This is a genomic window from Roseovarius ramblicola, assembly GCF_042430665.1.
GTDB classification, from domain to species: domain Bacteria; phylum Pseudomonadota; class Alphaproteobacteria; order Rhodobacterales; family Rhodobacteraceae; genus Roseovarius; species Roseovarius ramblicola.
In genome coordinates, this window is the sequence record NZ_JBHMEC010000012.1 from 55,909 (window position 1) to 75,390 (window position 19,482).

Genomic DNA, 19,482 nt, shown 5'->3' on the forward strand with positions numbered 1-19,482 from the left:
GCCCAGGGAGGAGAGAGAAACATGCTTAGGAAAAAGACCAACGGGGTTGCGCGACGCCCCCAGCGGACCAGTATCCTGTCCGAGGTCGGCGGCAAATCCGTCGATCGCCGCGCGTTCCTGCGCGGCAGCGGCCTGGCCATCGGTGGCCTTGCCGCGATGGGGGCGATGGGGGGCACCGTCACCCGCGCCAACGCCCAGAGCGCCGCCAAAGAGGCGGTGAAGACGGTGAAATCCGTCTGCACGCACTGCTCGGTCGGCTGCACCGTGGTGGCAGAGGTGCAGGATGGCGTCTGGACGGGCCAGGAGCCCGGCTGGGACAGCCCCTTCAACCTCGGTGCGCATTGCGCCAAGGGCGCATCGGTGCGCGAGCACGCGCATGGCGAGCGCCGCCTCAAGTACCCGATGAAGAAAGAGGGCGGCGAGTGGAAGCGCATTAGCTGGGAGCAGGCGATCAACGAGATCGGCGACGGCATGATGCAGATCCGCGAGGAGAGCGGGCCTGACAGCGTCTACTGGCTCGGCTCGGCCAAGCACAACAACGAACAGTCCTACCTGTTCCGCAAGTTCGCCGCCTACTGGGGCACCAACAACGTCGACCACCAGGCGCGCATCTGTCACTCGACCACCGTTGCGGGCGTTGCCAATACATGGGGCTACGGCGCCATGACCAACAGCTACAACGACATCCACAATTCCAGGGCCATCTTCATCATCGGCGGCAACCCGGCGGAGGCCCACCCCGTCAGCCTGTTGCACGTCCTCAAGGCCAAGGAAGAGAACAACGCGCCGCTCATCGTCTGCGACCCGCGTTTCACCCGCACGGCGGCCCATGCCGACGAATACGTGCGCTTCCGTCCCGGCACCGACGTGGCGCTGGTCTGGGGCATCCTGTGGCACATCTTCGAGAACGGCTGGGAGGACAAGGAATTCATCCGCACCCGTGTCTGGGGGATGGACCAGATCCGCGATGAGGTGAAGCAGTGGACGCCCGAGGAGGTCGAGCGCGTGACCGGCACGCCGGGCTCGCAGCTACGCCGCGTGGCGCGCACATTGGCCAACAGCCGTCCCGGCACCGTGATCTGGTGCATGGGCGGCACCCAGCACACCAACGGCAACAACAACACCCGTGCCTATTGCGTGCTTCAGCTTGCGCTGGGCAACATGGGCCGCGAGGGTGGCGGAACCAACATCTTCCGCGGCCATGACAACGTGCAGGGCGCGACGGACCTCGGTGTCCTCAGCCACACGCTGCCCGCCTATTACGGCCTGAGCAAGGGCGCGTGGGCCCACTGGGCGCGCGTCTGGGGCGAAGACCCCGAGTGGCTGGCCGGGCAGTTTGCCACCGTCACCGACAAGGACGGCAAGGAGAAATCGCTCCAGAACCTCTCCGGCATCCCGGTGAGCCGCTGGATCGACGGTGTGCTCGAAGACCCCGAGAACATGGACAACCCGAACAAGGTGCGCGCCATGGTGCTCTGGGGCCACGCGCCCAACAGCCAGACCCGTGGCAAGGAAATGAAGACCGCGATGGAACAGCTCGACATGCTGGTGGTGGTCGATCCTTACCCGACGGTCTCGGCGGTGATGCATGACCGCACCGACGGCGTCTACCTGCTGCCCGCGTGCACGCAGTTCGAGACCTACGGCTCGGTCACCGCGTCCAACCGCTCGCTGCAATGGCGCGAGAAGGTGGTCGATCCGCTCTTCGAGTCGAAGCCCGATCACGAAATCATCGGGATGTTCGCCCAAAAGTTCGGCTTCCACGACCGGTTCTTCCGCAACATCGCCATCGAGGATGACGGCGTGACCCCGAATATCGAGGACACGCTGCGCGAGATCAACCGCGGCACCTGGACGATCGGCTATACCGGACAGTCGCCCGAGCGCCTGCGGATGCACATGGCCAATCAGCACACCTTCGACCGCACCACCTTGCGGGCAGTCGGCGGACCCGCCGATGGCGAGACCTACGGCCTGCCCTGGCCGTGCTGGGGCACGCCGGAGATGAAGCATCCCGGCACCCATGTGCTCTATGACATGTCCAAGCCGGTGAGCGAGGGTGGTCTGACCTTCCGCGCGCGCTTTGGCGTCGAGCGGGACGGTGACAACCTCCTGGCCGAGGGCGTTTATTCGGTGGGCTCCGATATCCAGGACGGGTATCCGGAATTCACCATGCAGATGCTCATGGATCTGGGCTGGGACGGCGAGCTCACCGATGACGAGCGCGCCGCCATCGACGCCGTCGCGGGGGCGGGCACCAACTGGAAGACCGACCTTTCGGGCGGTATCCAGCGGGTGGCCATCGCCCATGAATGCGCACCCTTCGGCAATGCCAAGGCGCGCGCGGTGGTCTGGACCTTCCCCGACCCGGTGCCGCTGCACCGCGAGCCGCTCTATACCCCGCGGCGCGACCTGGTGGCGGATTACCCGACCTACGAGGACCGGCACGCCTACCGGCTGCCCACCCTTTATGCCTCGATCCAGAAGAACGACTTCTCGAAGGACTATCCGATCATCCTCACCTCCGGCCGGCTGGTCGAGTACGAGGGCGGCGGCGACGAGACGCGCTCCAACCCGTGGCTCGCCGAGTTGCAGCAGGACATGTTCGTCGAGGTCAATCCGCGCGATGCCAACGATCTCGGCATTCGCGACGGCGAACAGGTCTGGGTCGAGGGTGCCGAGGGTGCCAAGGTCAAGGTCATGGCGATGGTCACCGAACGGGTGGGCGCGGGCGTGGCCTTCATGCCGTTCCACTTCGGCGGCCATTTCGAGGGGCGCGACCTGCGGGAGAACTATCCCGACGGGGCCGACCCTTACGTGCTGGGCGAGGCCAGCAACACCGCCCAGACCTATGGGTATGACAGCGTGACCCAGATGCAGGAGACCAAGGCGACTCTCTGCAAGATCATGCCAGCGTAAGGAGATAGAGACATGGCAAGAGCAAAGTTTCTGTGCGACGCCGAACGCTGCATCGAATGCAACGCCTGCGTCACGGCCTGCAAGAACGAGCACGAGGTGCCGTGGGGGATCAACCGCCGCAAGGTGGTGACGATCAACGACGGCACACCGGGCGAACGCTCGATCTCGGTGGCCTGCATGCACTGTTCCGACGCGCCGTGCATGGCCGTCTGTCCGGTGGACTGCTTCTACCAGGACGAGGAAGGCGTGGTGCTCCACTCCAAGGACCTGTGCATTGGCTGCGGCTATTGCTTCTACGCGTGCCCGTTCGGTGCGCCGCAATTCCCGCAGGCGGGCAATTTCGGGTCCCGCGGCAAGATGGACAAGTGCACCTTCTGCAAGGGCGGACCGGAAGAGAACCACAGCCAGGCCGAGTTCCAGAAGTACGGGCGCAACCGGATCGCCGAGGGCAAGCTGCCCATCTGCGCCGAGATGTGCTCGACCAAGGCGCTTCTGGCGGGCGACGGCGATGTCGTCTCGAGCATCTACCGCGAACGCGTTGTGGCGCGCGGCTTCGGCTCGGGTGCCTGGGGCTGGGGCAGCGCCTACGGCCAGCAAGGCGGCTGAACGCCGTCACAGACCGACCGGGCCATGGCCCGGTCGGTCTCCGATGCCGGATGTCGCGGAGACGTCCGGTATCGGAAACTTTCAAAGTTTCCGATCCGATTTCCTTTGAGGAAATCGGCATCTCATAAAATGATCGAGGATATCATGCGCGCATTTCTCAGCATGGCTCTGTGTTTCCTGCTCGCCCTGCCCGCCGTGGCGCAGACCACGCCCGAGCCGTCGGGCTCCGATCGCGCCGCAACCGGCGGGGCGCAGACGCTCGAAGACATTCTGGCCCGGCAGCGCGGCGAAATCGTCGACGACTCGTTTCGTCGCAATGCCACAGGCGGCGACGATGCGGCGGGCATGGCCGGCCAGTTGGGGACGCTTGGCGGTGCCTCTGACGCCGAGGTCTGGCGCGCGCTGCGCTATGGGCTTGATGACGTCAAGGTGTCCTCGGGCGGACCGGAGGCCCGCGTGCTCATTCAAGACGGGGGCATGTCCTGGCTGGCGTTTCGCAAGGGACCGCTCGCCACCTACGGGGCCTGGCTACTCGGGGGCACGCTGGCGCTGCTGGCGGTCTTTTTCCTCATTCGTGGCAGGATCCGCATCGATGGCGAGAAGACCGGGCGCACCGTCACCCGCTTTCAGGCTGTCGAACGCTTCGGTCACTGGCTGATGGCGGGGTCGTTCGTGGTGCTGGCGATCACCGGGCTGCTGGTGCTGTTCGGCCGCATGGTCATCATCCCGCTGCTGGGGCACGAGGCGTTCTCGACCATCGCGGTTGGCTCCAAATGGGGGCATAACAACATTTCCTGGGCCTTCATGCTGGGGCTGGTGATGGTGTTCGTCATGTGGGTGCTCCACAACCTGCCCAACCGCACCGATCTCAAATGGCTCGCCGTGGGCGGCGGAATCTTCAGCAAGGGGGTGCACCCACCTGCGAAAAAGTTCAACGCGGGGCAAAAGCTCATCTTCTGGGCGGTGATCGTGCTGGGCGCGTCGATCTCGGCTTCGGGGCTGTCGCTACTGTTCCCGTTCGAGCTGCCGATGTTCGCCAAGACATTCCAGATTCTCAACGAGACCGGGCTGCCGCAGGCGGTGGGCTATGGTGTCCTGCCCGAAATGCTGGCCCCGCACGAGGAGATGCAGCTTGCAACGCTGTGGCACACGATCGTGGCCTTCCTGCTGATCGCCATCATCCTCGCGCATATCTATATCGGCTCGCTCGGCATGGAGGGCGCGTTCGACGCCATGGGCACGGGCGAGGTCGAGGAGCAATGGGCGCGCGAGCATCACGGGTTGTGGCTCGAGGAGTTGCAGGAAAAGGGCCACGCGCCCGCGCCCGACAAGGCCACCCGCCCGGCCGAGTAGGCCCATGCGGACGCTGATCGCCGGATTGTGGCTGATGGCCGCGGTGCCCGCGGCGGCGCAGGAATTCACCACGCTCAAGGGGCATGGCGGGCCTGTTATGGGGCTGACCGTTTTGCCCGATGGCGCGGTGGCCTCGGCCAGTTTCGACAACTCGGTGGGGCTGTGGGAGGGGCGCACGCCCCGCTGGCTGGAAGGGCATGACGCGGCGGTGATCGCGGTGACGCCACTGGGCGACGGGCGGATTGCGTCGGGCGGCGACGATTTCGACGTGATCGTCTGGGACAGGGAGACGGGCGAGCACCGTCGCCTCGATGGCCACAAGGGCAAGGTGGCGGGGCTCGCGGTAACGCCCGACGGAGCGTGGATCGCCTCGGCAAGCTGGGATGGCACCATCGGGCTCTGGCCCGTGGCGGCGGGGGCGGCGCAGGTTCTCAGGGGGCATGACGGGCCGGTGACAGACGTGGCTTTTGGCCCCGATGGCGCGCGGCTCTATTCCGCCTCCGCCGACGGCACGCTGCGCGTCTGGGACTGGCAGGACGCGGGCGCGCCGCCGCGGGTGATGCTGGATCAGGGCTTTGGCATCAACAAGCTGGTGGTGGGGCCGGAGGCGGGGTGGATCGCCTATGGCGCGGTGGACGGCGCGACGCGGGTGATCGCGCCCGACACGGGCCGCGAGATCGCCGATTTCACCCTCGACCGGCGGCCCGTGCTGGCGCTCGCGCATCATGCGGAGAGCGGCCAGATCGCCGTCGGGGACGGGCAGGGCCATATCATGGTGATCGACACGCGCGACTGGTCCATCGCCCGCGATTTCAAGGCAATGGCGCGCGGCCCGGTCTGGGCGCTGTCGTTTTCGCCGGACGGGGGCACGCTCTATGCCGGGGGGCTCTCGGAGGTGGTCTATGGCTGGCCGGTGACCATGCTCGACACGTTCGACCCGGCGGGCGGGACCGGGCACAGCTTCTTGCGCGCGCCCGAGGAGATGGAGAACGGCGAGCGCCAGTTCATGCGCAAATGCTCGATTTGCCACGCGCTGACACCGCCGCCCTCGCGCAAGGCGGGGCCGAGCCTTCACGGTCTGTTCGGCAGGCCCGCGGGCAGCGTGCCGGGCTATCCCTACTCGCCTGTCCTGTCCGGATCGGATATCGTCTGGACGGAAGAGACCATCGACGCACTGTTCGACCTCGGCCCCGACCACTATATTCCCGGCAGCAAGATGCCGATGCAGCGCATCACCGCCGCGCAGGACCGCGACGACCTTGTCGATTACCTGCGCCGCGCCACCCGATGAGAGGAGAAGCGATCCGATGAAAGCGATGCTAGCCGCCTTCGTGGCCTGCGGGGTGATCGCCGCCGCAGCACCCATGGTGCTCAGGGAACTGGGCTATACCGTCGAGGCGACACGCGCCGGCGACAATGTCAGGCTCGGCGACACGACCGAATGAACCCGCGCGCCGCCGCCCGCACCGAGCCCCCCCGCGACGATTATGGCGAGAGCCTCGCGCGGGCGGCGATCCTCGTGGTCGATGACGAGCCGGGGATGCGCAATTTCCTGACCAGGACGCTCGGCCCCCGCTGCCGCCATTTCGAGCTTGCGCGCTCCTGTTCCGAGGCGGGGGACATCCTCGACCAGGTGCATTTCGACCTCGTGATCCTCGACAATGCGATGCCCGACAAGACCGGGCTCGACTGGCTGGAGGAACAGCGCCGGGTGGGGCTGTTCGCCGAGACCATCCTGATCACGGCCAGTGCCGATCTCGACACCGCGATCAAGGCGCTGCGCGCCGGTGTCAGCGATTTCGTACTCAAACCGTTCTGTGCCAACCAGATTCTCAATTCGGTCGCGCATGCGCTCGACCGCAAGTATCTGGCGCGCGACAACTATCTGTTGCGCCATGAGCTGTCGGGCGGGGGCGGCACCGCGCGCGGGCGGCTTCTGGGCAATTCACAGGCGATCCGCGCGGTGCGGGATCTGCTGGCACGGTTGGCACCGATGCCCACACCGGTGCTGTTCACCGGACCGAGCGGCACCGGCAAGGAGGTGGCGGCGCGCACGCTCCACGCTTTGTCGGAGCGCGCCGACAAGCCGTTTGTCGCAATCAACTGCGCGACGTTTTCCGAGACGCATATCGCCGAGGAACTGTTCGGCGTGATCGAGGATGGCACGCGGCGCAAGGACGGACTGCTGTTCCATGCCGAGGGCGGTACGCTGCTGCTCGACGAGGTGGCGCAGCTTCCGGCACCGGTGCAGGCGGCGTTGCTGCGGGTGCTGGAGGACCGGCGCGTCAGGTCCATAGGCTCGGAACGCGAGGTGCCGCTCGATCTGCGGTTCCTGTTTGCCACCAATGCCGATCTGGAAGCCGAGGTGACGGCGGGGCGGTTCCGTGATGACCTTTACCATCGGATCAACATCGTCAATGTGGCGATGCCCTGCCTGCGCGACCGCAAGGAGGACATCGCGGAGCTGGCCGCGCTGTTCATGAGTGAATTCGTCACCACGCTGGGGATGCCCGCGCTGGAGCTCAACGACGAGGTGCTCCTGAAGCTCAGCCGCTATGACTGGCCCGGCAACGTGCGGGAATTGCGCAATCTTATCGAGCGGTCGGTGATCCTCGGGCAGTTTCCGGCGGAATTCGAGGGGCAGGGCCGGGTGAGCGGCGTGCAGGCCATCGAGACGCTGGAGATGGTCGAGCAGCGCCACATCCTGGCGGTGCTGGACGCCTGCGGCGGCAACCGCGCCGAAGCCGCGCGGCGGCTTGGCGTGGCGCGCAAGACGGTGGACCGCAAATGCGCGGCCTGGGGGGTGTGAAACCGGGCCGGCCCTGGGCGAGCCGCCAGGTCCGCCGTTCAGTCCGTTTCGCCCGGCACCGCGGCGCGGTAGAGGTGCCAGGTGGCGTGGCCGAGGACCGGCAGCACGATCACCAGACCGAGGAACAGCGGCAGCGTGCCCAAGAGCATCGCGACCGCCACGATCAGCCCCCAGGTGGCGGAAACCCTTGGGTTTTCCCGGACCACCCGGAGCGAGGTAAGCACCGCTACCATGACGCCCGCACGGCGGTCGATCAGCATGGGAAAGGCGGTGAGGCTGAGGGCGAGGGTCAGCGCGGCGAAGACCGCGCCGACGCCCAGGCCCAGCACGGTCATTACCCAGCCCGGGCCGGTGGTCAGCACGTCCGACAGGAAGCCGCCGATGGAGGCGGGCGGCTGCGGCCCGAGGGTGACGTTGTAGATCACGCTGGCGGCGAACATCCACGCCAGGAACAGCCCCATCAGCACCGCGCCGAGCACGATCACCGGCACGATAACCGGTGCGCGGATCACCGAAAACGCCGCGCCCCAGCCCGCCTTGCCGGTGGCCTCGCGCTGGCGGCTCATCTCGTAGAGGCCGGTGGCCACCACCGGCCCGAGTAGCGTAAACCCTGCTGCCAAAGGGAAAAACATCGGCAGGCGCGCCATGTGGAAGGCGGTGAGCGCCAGCACGATGCCGATGATAGGGTAGATCAGGATGAGAAAGATGACGTCGCTGCGCAGGGCGCCGAAATCCTCGATGCCGCGGCGCAGCGCGGTGCGCAGGTCCGCATTGGTCAGGCGGCGCACCTCGGGCGGGGCGTCGGTGTGGCCGCGCAGGGCCTCGGTCGCCTCGGCGGCGGTTCTCCCCGCCCCGAAGGTGGCTTCGGCGGCCCAACTGAGCGGGTTTCCGATGGTTCGCGTCATGGTGTCCTCCACTTGTCTGCACAACGTCGGTATTGCGTCGGTATTGCGTCGGTCCGCCGGGCAAGGGTAACACGGCAGCCGTTTTCCTCATACTCACGATCCGGCGACGCCTGAGTCTCCGGCGCGCGAGTCTCCGGCGCGCGCGCAGGGCCGGGCTTTCACCTTGCGGGTCCGCGCGGGGCGCGGCATGGATCGGCGCGGAGCACCTGACGCATGGGAGGCGGCGATGGCATTCTCGACGGTAACGGAGCGGCTGACGGGCCTCGGCGGCGCGAAATGGCGGGTGCACGAGCGCGCCGGTGACATGGCGCGCGACGGGCGCGACGTCATCCGGCTGACCATCGGCGAGCCGGACACCGCCGCGCCGCCCGCGCTCATCGAGGACACCGCCGCGGCGCTGGCGGCGGGGCGCACGGCCTATTCGAGCGGGCGGGGCGAGGCGGGGCTGCGCGCGGCGCTGGCGGCACAGTACACCGCGCGGCGGGGCCGCGAGTTCACCCCCGATCAGGTGATTTGCCTGCCGGGCACGCAGACCGCGCTCTTTGCCGTGATGGCGGCGCTGGTCGAGGCAGGCGACGAGGTGCTGACGGGCGACCCGATGTATGCCACCTACGAGGGCGTGATCCGCGCCACGGGGGCGGACATGGTGCCGGTACCGCTGCGCCCCGAACGCGGATTTCGGATGGATGCGGGCGATCTCGCCGCGCGCATCACCCCGCGCAGCCGGGTGATCCTGCTCAACACCCCGCACAACCCGACCGGCGCGGTGCTCAGGCGAGAGGACATCGCGGGCATCGGCGCGGTGGCGCGCGCGCATGACCTTTGGATCGTGGTGGACGAGGTCTATGAAGAGCTGGTGTTCGACGGCGTCGCGTTCGCCTCGCCGCTGGCCGATCCGGCGCTGGCCGACCGGGTGATCGCGGTGTCGTCGATCTCCAAGAGCCATGCGGCGCCGGGGCTGCGCAGCGGCTGGTGCGTCGGGCCGCGGGCGTTCATCGAGGCGCTGCTGCCGCTGGCCGAGGTGATGCTGTTCGGCAATCAGCCGTTCATCGCCGACGCCACCGAGGCGGCGATCCGGCGCGGATCGGAGGTGGCACCGGGGATGCGGGCGCGGTTCGACGCGCGCGCCCGCGCGCTCAAGCGGGTGCTGGAGGCCGACAGCGGCCTGCGCGTGCACCGCCCCGAGGCGGGGATGTTCGCCATGGTCGAGGTGTCGGCCACGGGGATGAGCGGGGCCGGGTGGGCGGACGATCTGCTGGAGCGGACCGGCGTGGCGGTGATGCCCGGCGCGGCCTTTGGCCAGACGCTCGAATCATGGGTGCGGGTGGCGCTGACGGTGGAGGATGACCGACTCATGGAGGCCGCCGCGCGGATGGCGGATCATGCGCGGATTTTCGCGTAAGATAGCTGAGATGCCGGTATTTTTCCGGTTGCGCCGCGCGACTCGCCCATCCTGTCCGAAAGGTGTGTGGTATCTGCGCCACAATCGCGACGGGATGCGTGCGGGGGCCCGGGGGCTTCGTTGACACCCGGGGGGGGATTGGCGCATTCCATCCTCAAGCCGTGTCAATGACTGGTGCGGCGGAAATGAAAACCTGCTTGATAGGAGGGACACCCTTGAAAAAGCATCTTCTGAGCACCAGCGCGATCGCACTTGGCGTCGCCATGGCTGCACCCGCATCGGCCGCCGAATGGGACGTGAGCTGGGGCGGCTTCGCCAACGTCCACGTTGGCGCCGTCAGCATTGACGACGACACGTCCACGTCCGATTGGGACGGCGTCGATGTCTACACCAACGCTGAAATCATCTTTTCGCCGTCGGTGACGCTCGATAATGGCATGACCTTCGGCTACAGCGTTCAGATGGAAGCGATGAACGGCTTCAGCATCGACGAATCGTACATGACCATTTCGAGCGACACGCTCGGCAAGGTGGTTCTCGGTTCCGAGAACTCGGCCGGTTACGCCCTGATGGGCTCGGTCTACACGCCGCACCCGTCCTCGATGGCGATCAACTCGCGCTCGACCTCGGCCTTCATCCCGGTGACCGGCTCGACCGGCTTCCGTCAGGCCGGCCTGTCGTCGCTGACCGAAGTCGCTGGCAACAACGACGTGCAGCGCATCACCTACTTCACGCCGTCCTTCAACGGCCTGACCCTCGGTGTGTCCTACGCGGCGACCGACAAGGGCAACGCCAGCAACAACTTTGGCGTGGACCGTGACGCGGGTGGCGACGTTGTCGACATCTTCGACATCGGCGCCAAGTACAGCCAGTCGTTCAACGGCGTCGATATCGGCTTGGCGGCGCGCTGGGGCACGGGCGACCGGAATGCGACTGCTGCCTCGGCGGCCACCTGCCTTGAAGGCACTCCGAGCAGCACGGCACATGTCTACCTTGCGTCTGATGGCGACTGTTCCAGTGGCGATATTACGCTGGAAGAAGGCACGACAGCCGACGCCGGTGGCGATCCCACCACTTGGGCCGTCGGCGGCACCATCGGTGTCAGCGGCTTCACCTTCGGTGCGACCTATGCCGAGAACAACGATGACCGGGCCGGCGACATCAACGACCAGAAGGGCTACAGCTTTGGTGCTAGCTACGATCTGGCCGGTCCTTGGTCGGTCGGGGCCACCATGTACCACGGTGAAGAAGAGACCGCCGGTCGGGACAACGAGTACAAGGCCTATCAGGTCGGCGCGCGGCGCAGCCTTGGGACCGGTGTGTCCTGGGACATCTACTATGTTCATCAGGAAACCCAGAACTCTGCTGGCACCGAGATCGAGGGCGACCTCTTCGGGACCGCGGTCAACCTGAGCTTCTGATCCGGGTGATCTGAAAAGACCGGCGGCGGGGGGTGACATTGCCCCCCGCCGCTTTTATTTGTCCGGGGGAAATTTGCGCAGCCCGGAAAACGGACGGTCCGAAGAATGAAGAATAGCATCGTCTGGATGGCGTCCTACCCGAAATCGGGCAATACATGGACGCGGATTTTCCTCGCCAACTATCTTGCCAACGCGCGCGAACCGGTGCCGATCAATCAGGCGCACCGCGTGGCGCTCGGCGATTCGGTCACCAAGATGTACCGGATGGTGGCGGGCGGCGCGCTCGACGTGAGCGATATCGACCGGACCCTGCGGCTGCGCCCGCGTGTGCTGCGCGGGATCGTGGCCAACAACGCCGATATCAACCTGGTCAAGACGCATAACGCCCGGGTGGTGGCGCGGGGCGTGCAACTGATCCCCGAGAACGTCACGCGCTCGGCCATCTACATCATGCGCAACCCGCTCGACATGGTGCTGTCTTATGCGCGGCATTACGGGATGACGCTGGAAAAGGCGGTCGAGACCGTCTGCCACCCCGACAACGCCAACCCGCCCGACGAGGTGACGGTGGCGCAGTTCATGAACACCTGGTCCGAGCATGTGCGAAGCTGGACCGGCAAGTCGGAATATCCGGTGCTGGTGCTGCGCTACGAGGACATGCTGGCCGACCCGCGCACCGCCTTTGCGCGGGTGGTGCAGCATCTGGGCATGCCGCTCGATATGGAGCGGCTCGACCGGGCGATCCTGTTTTCCAGCTTCGAGGAGCTGTCGGAGCAGGAGAAAAAGCAGGGTTTCGTCGAAAAATCGGAGCACACCGAGCGGTTCTTTGCCAAGGGGCAGAAGGATCAGTGGAAGACCGACCTGCCCGCGCGGCTGGTAAAGAAGATGAAGCACGCGCATCGCAAGGTGATGAAACAATTCGGGTATCTGGAATGACCGATCTGCGGCGAATCATCTGGCTGGCGAGCTATCCGAAATCCGGCAACACCTGGATGCGGTCGCTGCTGGCGCATTACTTCATGCCCAAGGGGCAGGCGCCGGACATCAACCATCTCAGCCAGTTCACCACCGGTGACATCCGGCAGGATTTCTTTGACCGGGCGGCGGGGCGGCCGTTTCGCGGCAGCACCTACGAGGAGTGGATGGCGGTGCGGCCCACCGCGCTGCGGATGATCGCGGCGTCCAAGCCCACCCACCATTTCGTCAAGACCCATTGCCAGCCGGTCCGCATCCTGGGCCGCGACGTGATCCCCGCCGAGGTGACGGCGGCGGCGATCTACATGCTGCGCAACCCGTTCGACCTTGCGCCATCGTTCGCGCGGCATCAGGATTGCGATCTCGACACCGCGATCACCCGGATGATGGACCCGGACATGAGCAGCGGCACCGAGACCGGTATCTTCGAGGCGCTGGGGCGGTGGGACGAGCACGTCACCACATGGACGACCGCGCCGGGGCTGCCGCGCCACGTGATCCGCTACGAGGACATGCTGCACCAGAGCGAGCGCGAGATGACCCGCCTGCTGGAGACATTCCTGCGGGTGAAGCTGGACAAGGCGCAGCTTGACTACGCGCTGCGCCAGACCAGCTTTGACCAGCTCAAGAAACAGGAGAGCGAGGAAGGGTTCCGCGAGCGGCCGCCGCACATGCAATCTTTCTTTGCGCGCGGGCAGGCCGGGGTGTGGCGCGACGACCTGACCCCGGCGCAGGTCGGCCGCATCCGCGAGGGTTTCCTGCCGGTGCTGGAGAAATGGTATCCCGAGATGCTGGAAGAGACCGCCGAATTCGCCGGCGCGGCGTAACAGCCGGATTTGCCATTCCGGCGCACGATCCCCATGTCCGGGGGACACGGGGATGACGAAGGAGGTTCCGATGATCCGATCCGCGATGACGCTTGCCACGGTCGGCCTGCTGGCGGCCTGCGCGACCGCGAGCATGACCACGCAGCCGCAGGCCGTGGCCCGGCTGGGGGCAGATCCGGTGCTGGCGGGCGGCAGCTATGACAGCGGCGGCGGCATCACCGTGGCCGTCGATCTGCGCGAGCGCGACGGGCGCACGATGGTCTGCGGCGTCTGGGCCGAGAGCGTGCATCAATCCATCCTGACCAAGCACAAGACGAAGGGCGTGCTCGATACCGGTTCGGTCGCGCTCGGCGGCGAGACGATCCTGCGGGGGCTGCGTTTCCTGGCCGAGGTGCCGCCGATGGCCGGTTACGGCGGGCAGCAGGCGCATTGCGCGGTGACGCAGCGGCCGTGGCAGCCGGGCGACGACGCGCGCCGCGCGCAGGTCCACATTCCGCGGCAGGTGGTGCATGTCGAGGATGACGAATACGGCGGGACCTTTGCCGTGTGGTTCAAGCCGACCGGGCCCGGCGCGGGCGGGATCTGAGCCGGGCCGACGATTGGCGACGGGCAGGGGGCTGACGCGGGCGTTCGTCCCCGCATCGCGCCGAACAAGGCGCGCTTGCTCGCCGCCGCGCGATCGGCTGGTGTTGGCGCAAAGGTCCGTTTTCAATCGGAAATCCCGGAAATAAGGCGCCGCAGATCAGCCGGTGAGCCGCCATCCCGCGGGCCGGCGCCCGAGTGGATGGAGCGTACCCGCGTTTGTTCGCGGTCACGCGACGACACACTCCAACGACCCGATGCCGCAGGTTCGCGGGGCGCCGGAACGGGAACCGCTCCGGCGCATTTTCAGATGGCGTCGAGAGACTTGCCGCTTCGGAGTGACGACACGTCAGGGCATTGACGCGCGATGCGCGGATCAGTCCCAGCCGACCTCGTTGAAGATGGTCTGCGCCGTGGTCGCGTGCGTCTTGAACGAGGCGGTGGGTGTGTCGTTATCGGGGATGAACAGCCCCATCGTGGCGACATGCTCGCCGATCGGCACGCCCGAAACGACGGGGTATTCGTTGTTGGCGTTGGCGAACTGCGCCTGTGCCTCCTGGCTGACCAGATATTCCAGGAGTGCCGTGGCCGCGTCCCTGTTGGGTGCGTTGGTGGCGATGCCGGCAGCGGCGAGGTTGACATGCGCGCCGCGTCCGCTCTGGTTGGGCCAGGCCCAGCCGATGCTGTCGATGTCATCGGTCAGCCCGTCGACATGGCGCGCGAGACCGCGGGCGTAGTAGTAGGTGTTGGCCACGGCGATGTCGCACTCGCCCGAAACGATGCCGCGAAGCTGATCGGTGTCGCCGCCCTGGGGGGGGCGCGCCATGTTGGCGACGATGCCCTCGGCCCAGTCGCGGGCCAGATCCTCGCCGTGGGTCTCGATGATCGAGGCCATCAGCGACTGGTTGTAGATGTTCGAAGACGAGCGGATGCAGACCTGGCCCTCATAGGCGGGATCGGCCAGGTCCTCGTAGGTGCGCGGCGGGTTTTCGACCCGGTCTTTCGAATAGAAGATGATGCGCGCGCGCTGCGACAGGCCGGTCCAGAGATTTTCGTCGTCGCGCAGGTGTGCGGGCACGCTGGTCTCGATCACGTCCGATGCGAAGGGCTGGAGCAGGCCGCGCTCTTCGGCGCGCGAGATGCGGCCCACATCGACGGTCATGAACACGTCGGCGGGGCTGTTGGCACCCTCGGCCTCCATCCGGGCCATCAGCTCGTCGGCCTTGGCCTCGATGCGGTTGATGGTGATACCGGTTTTTTCGGTAAAGGCGGCATAGAGCGCATCGTCGCTGTCGTAGTGACGGCTGGAATAGAGGTTGACCTCCTGCGCGAAGGCGGGTGCGGTGAGGGCGATCAGCGCGGTGGTGGAGAGCGCGGCCTTGATCGGGTTCATCGGAGACTCCTCTTGCTTGTTCCGAGTGTTTCGCTCGGAAATTACTGTCAAATCCGATAGATTGAGTCAATTGCAATTTCTGATGATTTCCCTTGGGATTTTTCCGGTCGACCTGTCGCGAACGGCGATACCTGGATGGGTCGTGAGCCATGATGGTGGCGTTGCGTATCTGCCACAGCGCGATTCCGATGTGTCGCGTGCAGATGTTATCGATGGCAGTCCGACCGGATCGCATATACCTGATTCATCTATGAAGCTGAATGTGTTATGGCAAATAAGGATGCGGATCATGATCAGGAAATGTCTTATTGCGGCCTCGGTTGCGGCGCTTGGAACGAGCGCCCTCGCCGGGTCGCCCGAGGTTGTAGCACCGGAGCCGGTGGTTGCCGCTCCGGTGGCTTTTAGCTGGCAGGGTGCCTATGCCGGTGTCCAGGCGGGCTATCTGGACAGCGATATGGAACTGACCGGCGTCAATCTCAATAACCAGAACACCATGTCCAGCTCGGACATCGACGCCTCGGGTTTCGTCGGTGGTGTGTATGGTGGCTACAACTGGCACCGTCCGGGCAACCTCGTCTATGGTCTGGAGGCCGAATTCAACTTCAGTGACGCGGATGAGAGCGGCAACGGTGTTCCCGGGCCGAGCTTCGGGTTCCTGCGGGGCGGTGTTTCGAGCGAAATCGACAGCACAGGTGCCCTGCGGGCGCGCATCGGCTTTGCCGCCGACCGGACGCTGTTCTACGTGGCAGGCGGTCTTGCCTATGCCGATATCAACGTGGATGGCCGCTCCCAGGGTGGTGGAAGCCCGTTCGGCTACAGCGAAGGCCGCTGGGGCTGGACCGTCGGCGGCGGGATCGAGTATGCGTTCGGTCAGAACTGGGTTGGCCGGATCGATTACCGCTATTCCGATTTCGGGGACGATTCGTTCAACTTTACCTCTGTGCAACAACAGACCCCGCACAGGTTCGAGGTCGAGACCGAGACGCACGAGATCAAGGCGGGTCTTGCCTACCGGTTCTGAAGACCGGGGCTGACCACGTTCAGGGATCGGGGAAAGGCGCCGCTCGGATCGAGCGCGCGCCTTTTTCCATGTCTTCGGTGCGGTCTGCGGCGCTGTTGCCTGTCAGTCGTGTTGCGGCACGGTCTCAGGCATTCAGGCATTCAGGCATTCAGGCATGGTGCCGCGCGAAGAGACCATGGCCGACAGATGAGACCGCGAACATCAGCGCCGCCACGCAGACGATGGTGGGACCGGTGGGGGTGTCGAGCTGGAACGACGCCGCCAGCCCGCCCAGCGCTGCCGCCGCGGCGATCGCCGTCGCGATCATGGCCATGCGCTCGGGCGTGGCCGAGAACGGGCGGGCGGCGGCGGCGGGTACGATCAGCAGCGCGGCGATCAGGAGCACGCCCACCACCTTGATCGCCACCGCCACCACCAGCGCCAGCGCCAGCGTCAGCACCATCTGCTCGCGCCGCGGGTCGATCCCCTCGGACCACGCCAGATCGGGGCTGAGCGTTGCCGTCAGAAGCGCCTGCCAGCGCCAGACCAGCAGCGCCACGACCCCTGCCGCGCCGCCCCAGATCACCGCGAGGTCGCCGCGGCTGACGGCGAGGATGTCGCCGAAGAGATAGGCCATCAGGTCGATCCGCACGCCCGACAGGAACGATACCCCGACCAGCCCGAAGGCGAGCGCCGAATGCGCCATCACGCCGAGCAGCGTGTCCATCGCGAAGCCGCGCCCCGAGAGAGAGGATACCGCGCTCGCCATCGCCAGCGACATGACCAGCGCGCCGGCGAAGATCGAGGTGTCGAAGGCCAGCGCCAGCGCCACGCCGAGGATCGCGGCATGGGCGGTGGCATCGCCGAAATAGGCCATGCGCCGCCAGACCACGAAGCTGCCCAGCGGCGCGGCGGCCAGCGCCACGCCGAGGCCCGCGAGGGCGGCACGCATGAGAAAATCGTCGAGGATCATTCGGCGGCCTCGTGGCTGTGATCGTGGTCGTGGTCGTGGTCGTGCGAGTGGCCGTGCTCGTGACGGTAGAGGGCCAGCGCGCCGTGGGTGCCGGTGCCGAAGAGGGCGCGGTACTCCTCGGCCTGCGCCACGATCTCGGGGCGGCCCTCGCAGCAGACATGGCCGTTGAGGCAGATCACCCGGTCGGACGCGCTCATGACGACGTGCAACTCGTGGCTGACCATCAGCACCGCGCAGCCCATGTCCTGGCGCACCTCCTCGATGCGGCGGTAGAACGCCGCCGAGCCGGGCTGATCGAGGCCCTGCGTCGCCTCGTCGAGAATCAGCAGATCGGGGGTGTCCATCAGCGCGCGTGCCAGCAGGACGCGCTGAAACTGCCCGCCCGAAAGGTCGGCCATCTGCCGGTGGCGCAGGTCGGGCAGGCCCGCCCGGTCGAGCGCGGCGCGCAATTCGCCGGCCGTCCGGCGGCGGGGCAGGGCGAGGAACCGCATCACCGTCATCGGCAGGGTCGGGTCGATATGGAGCCGCTGCGGCACGTAGCCGATGCGCAGCCCCGGCGCGCGGTGCAGGTGGCCGCGGCTGAGCGGAGCGGCACCGATCAGCGCGCGCAGCAGCGTGGACTTGCCCGACCCGTTGGGACCGACGATGGTGACGATCTCGCCCGGTTCGAGGCTGAGCGAGACGTCGTGCAGAACCTCGGCGCGGCCGAGGCGCACGGCAAGGCCGGTGGCGGCGATCAGCGGCATGGCGCGGCCCCGTCGCGGCAGCGCGGGCAGCGGCCCACCGCCTCGACGACCGCCTGCTCGATCTCGAACCCGGCGGCCTTGGCGGCGGCCCCGAGCATCCCGCGCGCCGGTTCGGCGTGGGTCTCGGCCACCGCGTCGCAGGAGCGGCAGATCAGGAAGGCGGGGGTGTGCGCGGCGTCGGGATGGGTGCAGGCGATGAAGGCGTTGAGCCGCTCGATCTTGTGGGCAAAGCCGTTGGTCACCAGAAAATCGAGCGCCCGGTAGGCCACCGGCGGCTGCGCGCCGAGCCCCTCCTCGCGCAGGGTGTCGAGGATTTCATAGGCCCCCATCGCGCGGTGCCCTTCGAGCAGGATCTCGAGCACGCGGCGGCGCTGGGGCGTGAAATTGAGCCTATGGCGCGCGCAATGCGTCTCGGCCGCGGCGAGCGCGGCGCGCTTGCAGCCCTGGTGGTCGTGATGCTCGAATCCGAGTGCGTGCATTGTGGCCTCCTGCGGTCGATTGCGGCTTGATATGTTACAGCGTAACGATTATCAACCGGGCTGGATATGTAATATAGTAACATATGGAGGATGCAATGCCGACCCGCTTTCTCGTCTCCCTCGGTCTGGCGCTGGGATGCGCCGCGCCCGGCCTCGCCGCGCCGCAGGTGGCCACCGATATCGCGCCGGTGCATGCGCTGGTGGCGCGGGTGATGGACGGGGTGGGGGAGCCCGCCCTGATCGTCCCGCCGGGCGCGTCGCCGCATGGCTATTCCATGCGCCCCTCCGAGGCGGCGGCGCTCGACCGCGCCGGGGTGGTGTTCTGGATGGGCGAGGGGCTGACACCGTGGCTGGCGGGCCCGGTCGCAACGCTGGCGGGGGACGCGCATGTGGTCGGGCTGCTGGGGGCAGGCGATTCGGTGGTGATGGCCTTCCGCGAAGGTGTGACATTCGCTGCGAGGGAACAGGACGGGCATGACGGGTCTGGCCACGATGGCCACGACGAGGATGGCCATGACGAGGATGGCCACGGCCACGATGACCATGCCCACGATGACCATGCCCACGACGGCACCGATCCGCATGCCTGGCTCGACCCGGCGAACGCGCGGGCCTGGCTGGGCGTGATCGCGGCGGAACTGGCCGAGCACGATCCCGCCAACGCCGCACGCTATCGGGCCAACGCGGCGGCGGCGCGCGAGGACCTGGTCACGCTGGAGGCGGAGATTTCGGCCCGGCTCGCACCGCTGAGAGACACGCCCTATCTCGTCTATCACGACGCCTACCAGTATTTCGAGGCGCGGTTCGGGCTTGCGCCCGAGGGCGCGCTGGCTCTGGGCGACGCCGCCGATCCGGGGCCCGCGCGCATCGCCGCGCTGCGCGACGCGGCACGGGAGGCGGGGGTCGTCTGCGTCTTTGGCGAGCCGCAATTCAATGGCGATCGCATCGCGGCGATCTTTGGCGGCTCGGTCGGGCATGGTGTGCTCGACCCGCTGGGCAGCCGTCATGCGCCCGGTGCCGCGCTCTACCCGGCGCTGCTGGGGGACATGGCGGAGGCGCTGGCGGAGTGTCTGGGAGGCTGATCGCCGGCGC

General features: G+C 66.9%; 18 protein-coding genes. 13 read left to right on the forward strand and 5 right to left on the reverse strand.

What is annotated here, in order from left to right:
• The first annotated feature begins 21 nt into the window (after positions 1-21).
• The 6 genes from ACFFU4_RS08055 to ACFFU4_RS08080 all read left to right on the forward strand — a co-directional run bounded on the left by ACFFU4_RS08055 (position 22) and on the right by ACFFU4_RS08080 (position 7,687).
• Positions 22-2,919: a formate dehydrogenase subunit alpha gene (locus ACFFU4_RS08055; RefSeq protein ID WP_377068871.1), complete on the forward strand. Its 2,898-nt coding sequence runs from the start codon at positions 22-24 to the stop codon at positions 2,917-2,919.
• Positions 2,920-2,931: 12 nt separating this feature from the next.
• Entirely contained in the window at positions 2,932-3,525 is a 594-nt protein-coding gene (gene fdh3B / locus ACFFU4_RS08060; RefSeq protein WP_377068873.1) for a formate dehydrogenase FDH3 subunit beta, read from the forward strand.
• A 144-nt stretch (positions 3,526-3,669) separates the two neighbouring features.
• Positions 3,670-4,878, forward strand: a complete 1,209-nt coding sequence (locus ACFFU4_RS08065) for a formate dehydrogenase subunit gamma (RefSeq protein ID WP_377069000.1) — start codon at positions 3,670-3,672, stop codon at positions 4,876-4,878.
• 4 nt (positions 4,879-4,882) lie between these two features.
• Positions 4,883-6,169: a c-type cytochrome gene (locus ACFFU4_RS08070; protein WP_377068875.1), complete on the forward strand. Its 1,287-nt coding sequence runs from the start codon at positions 4,883-4,885 to the stop codon at positions 6,167-6,169.
• A gap of 16 nt (positions 6,170-6,185) precedes the next feature.
• Positions 6,186-6,323 (forward strand): hypothetical protein, encoded by a 138-nt coding sequence (locus ACFFU4_RS08075; RefSeq protein WP_377068877.1) that lies wholly within the window; start codon positions 6,186-6,188, stop codon positions 6,321-6,323.
• Complete coding sequence (locus ACFFU4_RS08080; protein ID WP_377068879.1) at positions 6,320-7,687, forward strand: sigma-54-dependent transcriptional regulator; 1,368 nt, start codon at positions 6,320-6,322, stop codon at positions 7,685-7,687. Before ACFFU4_RS08075 ends, ACFFU4_RS08080 begins: the two co-directional genes overlap by 4 nt.
• Positions 7,688-7,725: 38 nt before the next feature.
• Here the strand turns inward: ACFFU4_RS08080 and ACFFU4_RS08085 are convergent, their stop codons facing one another.
• Positions 7,726-8,592 (reverse strand): DUF2189 domain-containing protein, encoded by an 867-nt coding sequence (locus ACFFU4_RS08085; RefSeq protein WP_377068881.1) that lies wholly within the window; start codon positions 8,590-8,592, stop codon positions 7,726-7,728.
• A 226-nt stretch (positions 8,593-8,818) separates the two neighbouring features.
• Between ACFFU4_RS08085 and ACFFU4_RS08090 the strand changes: the two genes are divergently transcribed.
• From ACFFU4_RS08090 to ACFFU4_RS08110, 5 genes are all read left to right on the forward strand, one after another.
• On the forward strand, positions 8,819-9,994 hold the full coding sequence (locus ACFFU4_RS08090) for a pyridoxal phosphate-dependent aminotransferase (RefSeq protein ID WP_377068883.1): 1,176 nt from the start codon (positions 8,819-8,821) through the stop codon (positions 9,992-9,994).
• Positions 9,995-10,209: 215 nt separating this feature from the next.
• Complete coding sequence (locus tag ACFFU4_RS08095; protein ID WP_377068885.1) at positions 10,210-11,415, forward strand: porin; 1,206 nt, start codon at positions 10,210-10,212, stop codon at positions 11,413-11,415.
• Between the two features lie 105 nt (positions 11,416-11,520).
• The gene (locus tag ACFFU4_RS08100; protein WP_377068887.1) at positions 11,521-12,351 is read left to right on the forward strand and encodes a sulfotransferase domain-containing protein; all 831 of its coding nucleotides are present in this window, start codon (positions 11,521-11,523) and stop codon (positions 12,349-12,351) included.
• Positions 12,348-13,217: a sulfotransferase domain-containing protein gene (locus tag ACFFU4_RS08105; RefSeq protein ID WP_377068889.1), complete on the forward strand. Its 870-nt coding sequence runs from the start codon at positions 12,348-12,350 to the stop codon at positions 13,215-13,217. The genes ACFFU4_RS08100 and ACFFU4_RS08105 overlap by 4 nt, the downstream gene beginning before the upstream one ends.
• Before the next feature lie 70 nt (positions 13,218-13,287).
• Positions 13,288-13,803 carry a hypothetical protein gene (locus tag ACFFU4_RS08110; RefSeq protein ID WP_377068891.1) on the forward strand — a complete coding sequence of 172 codons (516 nt, stop codon included), beginning with the start codon at positions 13,288-13,290 and terminating at the stop codon, positions 13,801-13,803.
• 372 nt (positions 13,804-14,175) lie between these two features.
• Here the strand turns inward: ACFFU4_RS08110 and ACFFU4_RS08115 are convergent, their stop codons facing one another.
• Positions 14,176-15,192 (reverse strand): extracellular solute-binding protein, encoded by a 1,017-nt coding sequence (locus ACFFU4_RS08115; protein ID WP_377068893.1) that lies wholly within the window; start codon positions 15,190-15,192, stop codon positions 14,176-14,178.
• Positions 15,193-15,481: 289 nt separating this feature from the next.
• Between ACFFU4_RS08115 and ACFFU4_RS08120 the strand changes: the two genes are divergently transcribed.
• Entirely contained in the window at positions 15,482-16,213 is a 732-nt protein-coding gene (locus ACFFU4_RS08120) for an outer membrane protein (RefSeq protein ID WP_377068895.1), read from the forward strand.
• Between the two features lie 148 nt (positions 16,214-16,361).
• Here the strand turns inward: ACFFU4_RS08120 and ACFFU4_RS08125 are convergent, their stop codons facing one another.
• Genes ACFFU4_RS08125 through ACFFU4_RS08135 form a run of 3 tightly spaced genes read right to left on the reverse strand, consistent with a single transcriptional unit; the run spans position 16,362 to position 18,390 of the window.
• On the reverse strand, positions 16,362-17,165 hold the full coding sequence (locus ACFFU4_RS08125) for a metal ABC transporter permease (protein WP_377068897.1): 804 nt from the start codon (positions 17,163-17,165) through the stop codon (positions 16,362-16,364).
• On the reverse strand, positions 17,162-17,911 hold the full coding sequence (locus tag ACFFU4_RS08130; RefSeq protein ID WP_377068899.1) for a metal ABC transporter ATP-binding protein: 750 nt from the start codon (positions 17,909-17,911) through the stop codon (positions 17,162-17,164). The genes ACFFU4_RS08125 and ACFFU4_RS08130 overlap by 4 nt, the downstream gene beginning before the upstream one ends.
• Positions 17,902-18,390 carry a transcriptional repressor gene (locus tag ACFFU4_RS08135; protein ID WP_377068901.1) on the reverse strand — a complete coding sequence of 163 codons (489 nt, stop codon included), beginning with the start codon at positions 18,388-18,390 and terminating at the stop codon, positions 17,902-17,904. Before ACFFU4_RS08135 ends, ACFFU4_RS08130 begins: the two co-directional genes overlap by 10 nt.
• Positions 18,391-18,473: 83 nt before the next feature.
• Here ACFFU4_RS08135 and ACFFU4_RS08140 point away from each other — a divergent pair, with 83 nt between their 5' ends.
• On the forward strand, positions 18,474-19,472 hold the full coding sequence (locus ACFFU4_RS08140; protein ID WP_377068903.1) for a zinc ABC transporter substrate-binding protein: 999 nt from the start codon (positions 18,474-18,476) through the stop codon (positions 19,470-19,472).
• The last annotated feature ends 10 nt before the right edge of the window (positions 19,473-19,482 follow it).

Excerpts from the sequence above, each read along its gene's own strand:
- ACFFU4_RS08055 (WP_377068871.1), top strand. The coding sequence starts at position 22 with ATGCTTAGGAAAAAGACCAACGGGGTTGCGCGACGCCCCCAGCGGACC.
- fdh3B (WP_377068873.1), top strand. The coding sequence starts at position 2,932 with ATGGCAAGAGCAAAGTTTCTGTGCGACGCCGAACGCTGCATCGAATGC.
- ACFFU4_RS08065 (WP_377069000.1), top strand. The coding sequence starts at position 3,670 with ATGCGCGCATTTCTCAGCATGGCTCTGTGTTTCCTGCTCGCCCTGCCC.
- ACFFU4_RS08070 (WP_377068875.1), top strand. The coding sequence starts at position 4,883 with ATGCGGACGCTGATCGCCGGATTGTGGCTGATGGCCGCGGTGCCCGCG.
- ACFFU4_RS08075 (WP_377068877.1), top strand. The coding sequence starts at position 6,186 with ATGAAAGCGATGCTAGCCGCCTTCGTGGCCTGCGGGGTGATCGCCGCC.
- ACFFU4_RS08080 (WP_377068879.1), top strand. The coding sequence starts at position 6,320 with ATGAACCCGCGCGCCGCCGCCCGCACCGAGCCCCCCCGCGACGATTAT.
- ACFFU4_RS08085 (WP_377068881.1), bottom strand. The coding sequence starts at position 8,592 with ATGACGCGAACCATCGGAAACCCGCTCAGTTGGGCCGCCGAAGCCACC.
- ACFFU4_RS08090 (WP_377068883.1), top strand. The coding sequence starts at position 8,819 with ATGGCATTCTCGACGGTAACGGAGCGGCTGACGGGCCTCGGCGGCGCG.
- ACFFU4_RS08100 (WP_377068887.1), top strand. The coding sequence starts at position 11,521 with ATGAAGAATAGCATCGTCTGGATGGCGTCCTACCCGAAATCGGGCAAT.
- ACFFU4_RS08105 (WP_377068889.1), top strand. The coding sequence starts at position 12,348 with ATGACCGATCTGCGGCGAATCATCTGGCTGGCGAGCTATCCGAAATCC.
- ACFFU4_RS08110 (WP_377068891.1), top strand. The coding sequence starts at position 13,288 with ATGATCCGATCCGCGATGACGCTTGCCACGGTCGGCCTGCTGGCGGCC.
- ACFFU4_RS08115 (WP_377068893.1), bottom strand. The coding sequence starts at position 15,192 with ATGAACCCGATCAAGGCCGCGCTCTCCACCACCGCGCTGATCGCCCTC.
- ACFFU4_RS08120 (WP_377068895.1), top strand. The coding sequence starts at position 15,482 with ATGATCAGGAAATGTCTTATTGCGGCCTCGGTTGCGGCGCTTGGAACG.
- ACFFU4_RS08125 (WP_377068897.1), bottom strand. The coding sequence starts at position 17,165 with ATGATCCTCGACGATTTTCTCATGCGTGCCGCCCTCGCGGGCCTCGGC.
- ACFFU4_RS08130 (WP_377068899.1), bottom strand. The coding sequence starts at position 17,911 with ATGCCGCTGATCGCCGCCACCGGCCTTGCCGTGCGCCTCGGCCGCGCC.
- ACFFU4_RS08135 (WP_377068901.1), bottom strand. The coding sequence starts at position 18,390 with ATGCACGCACTCGGATTCGAGCATCACGACCACCAGGGCTGCAAGCGC.
- ACFFU4_RS08140 (WP_377068903.1), top strand. The coding sequence starts at position 18,474 with ATGGAGGATGCAATGCCGACCCGCTTTCTCGTCTCCCTCGGTCTGGCG.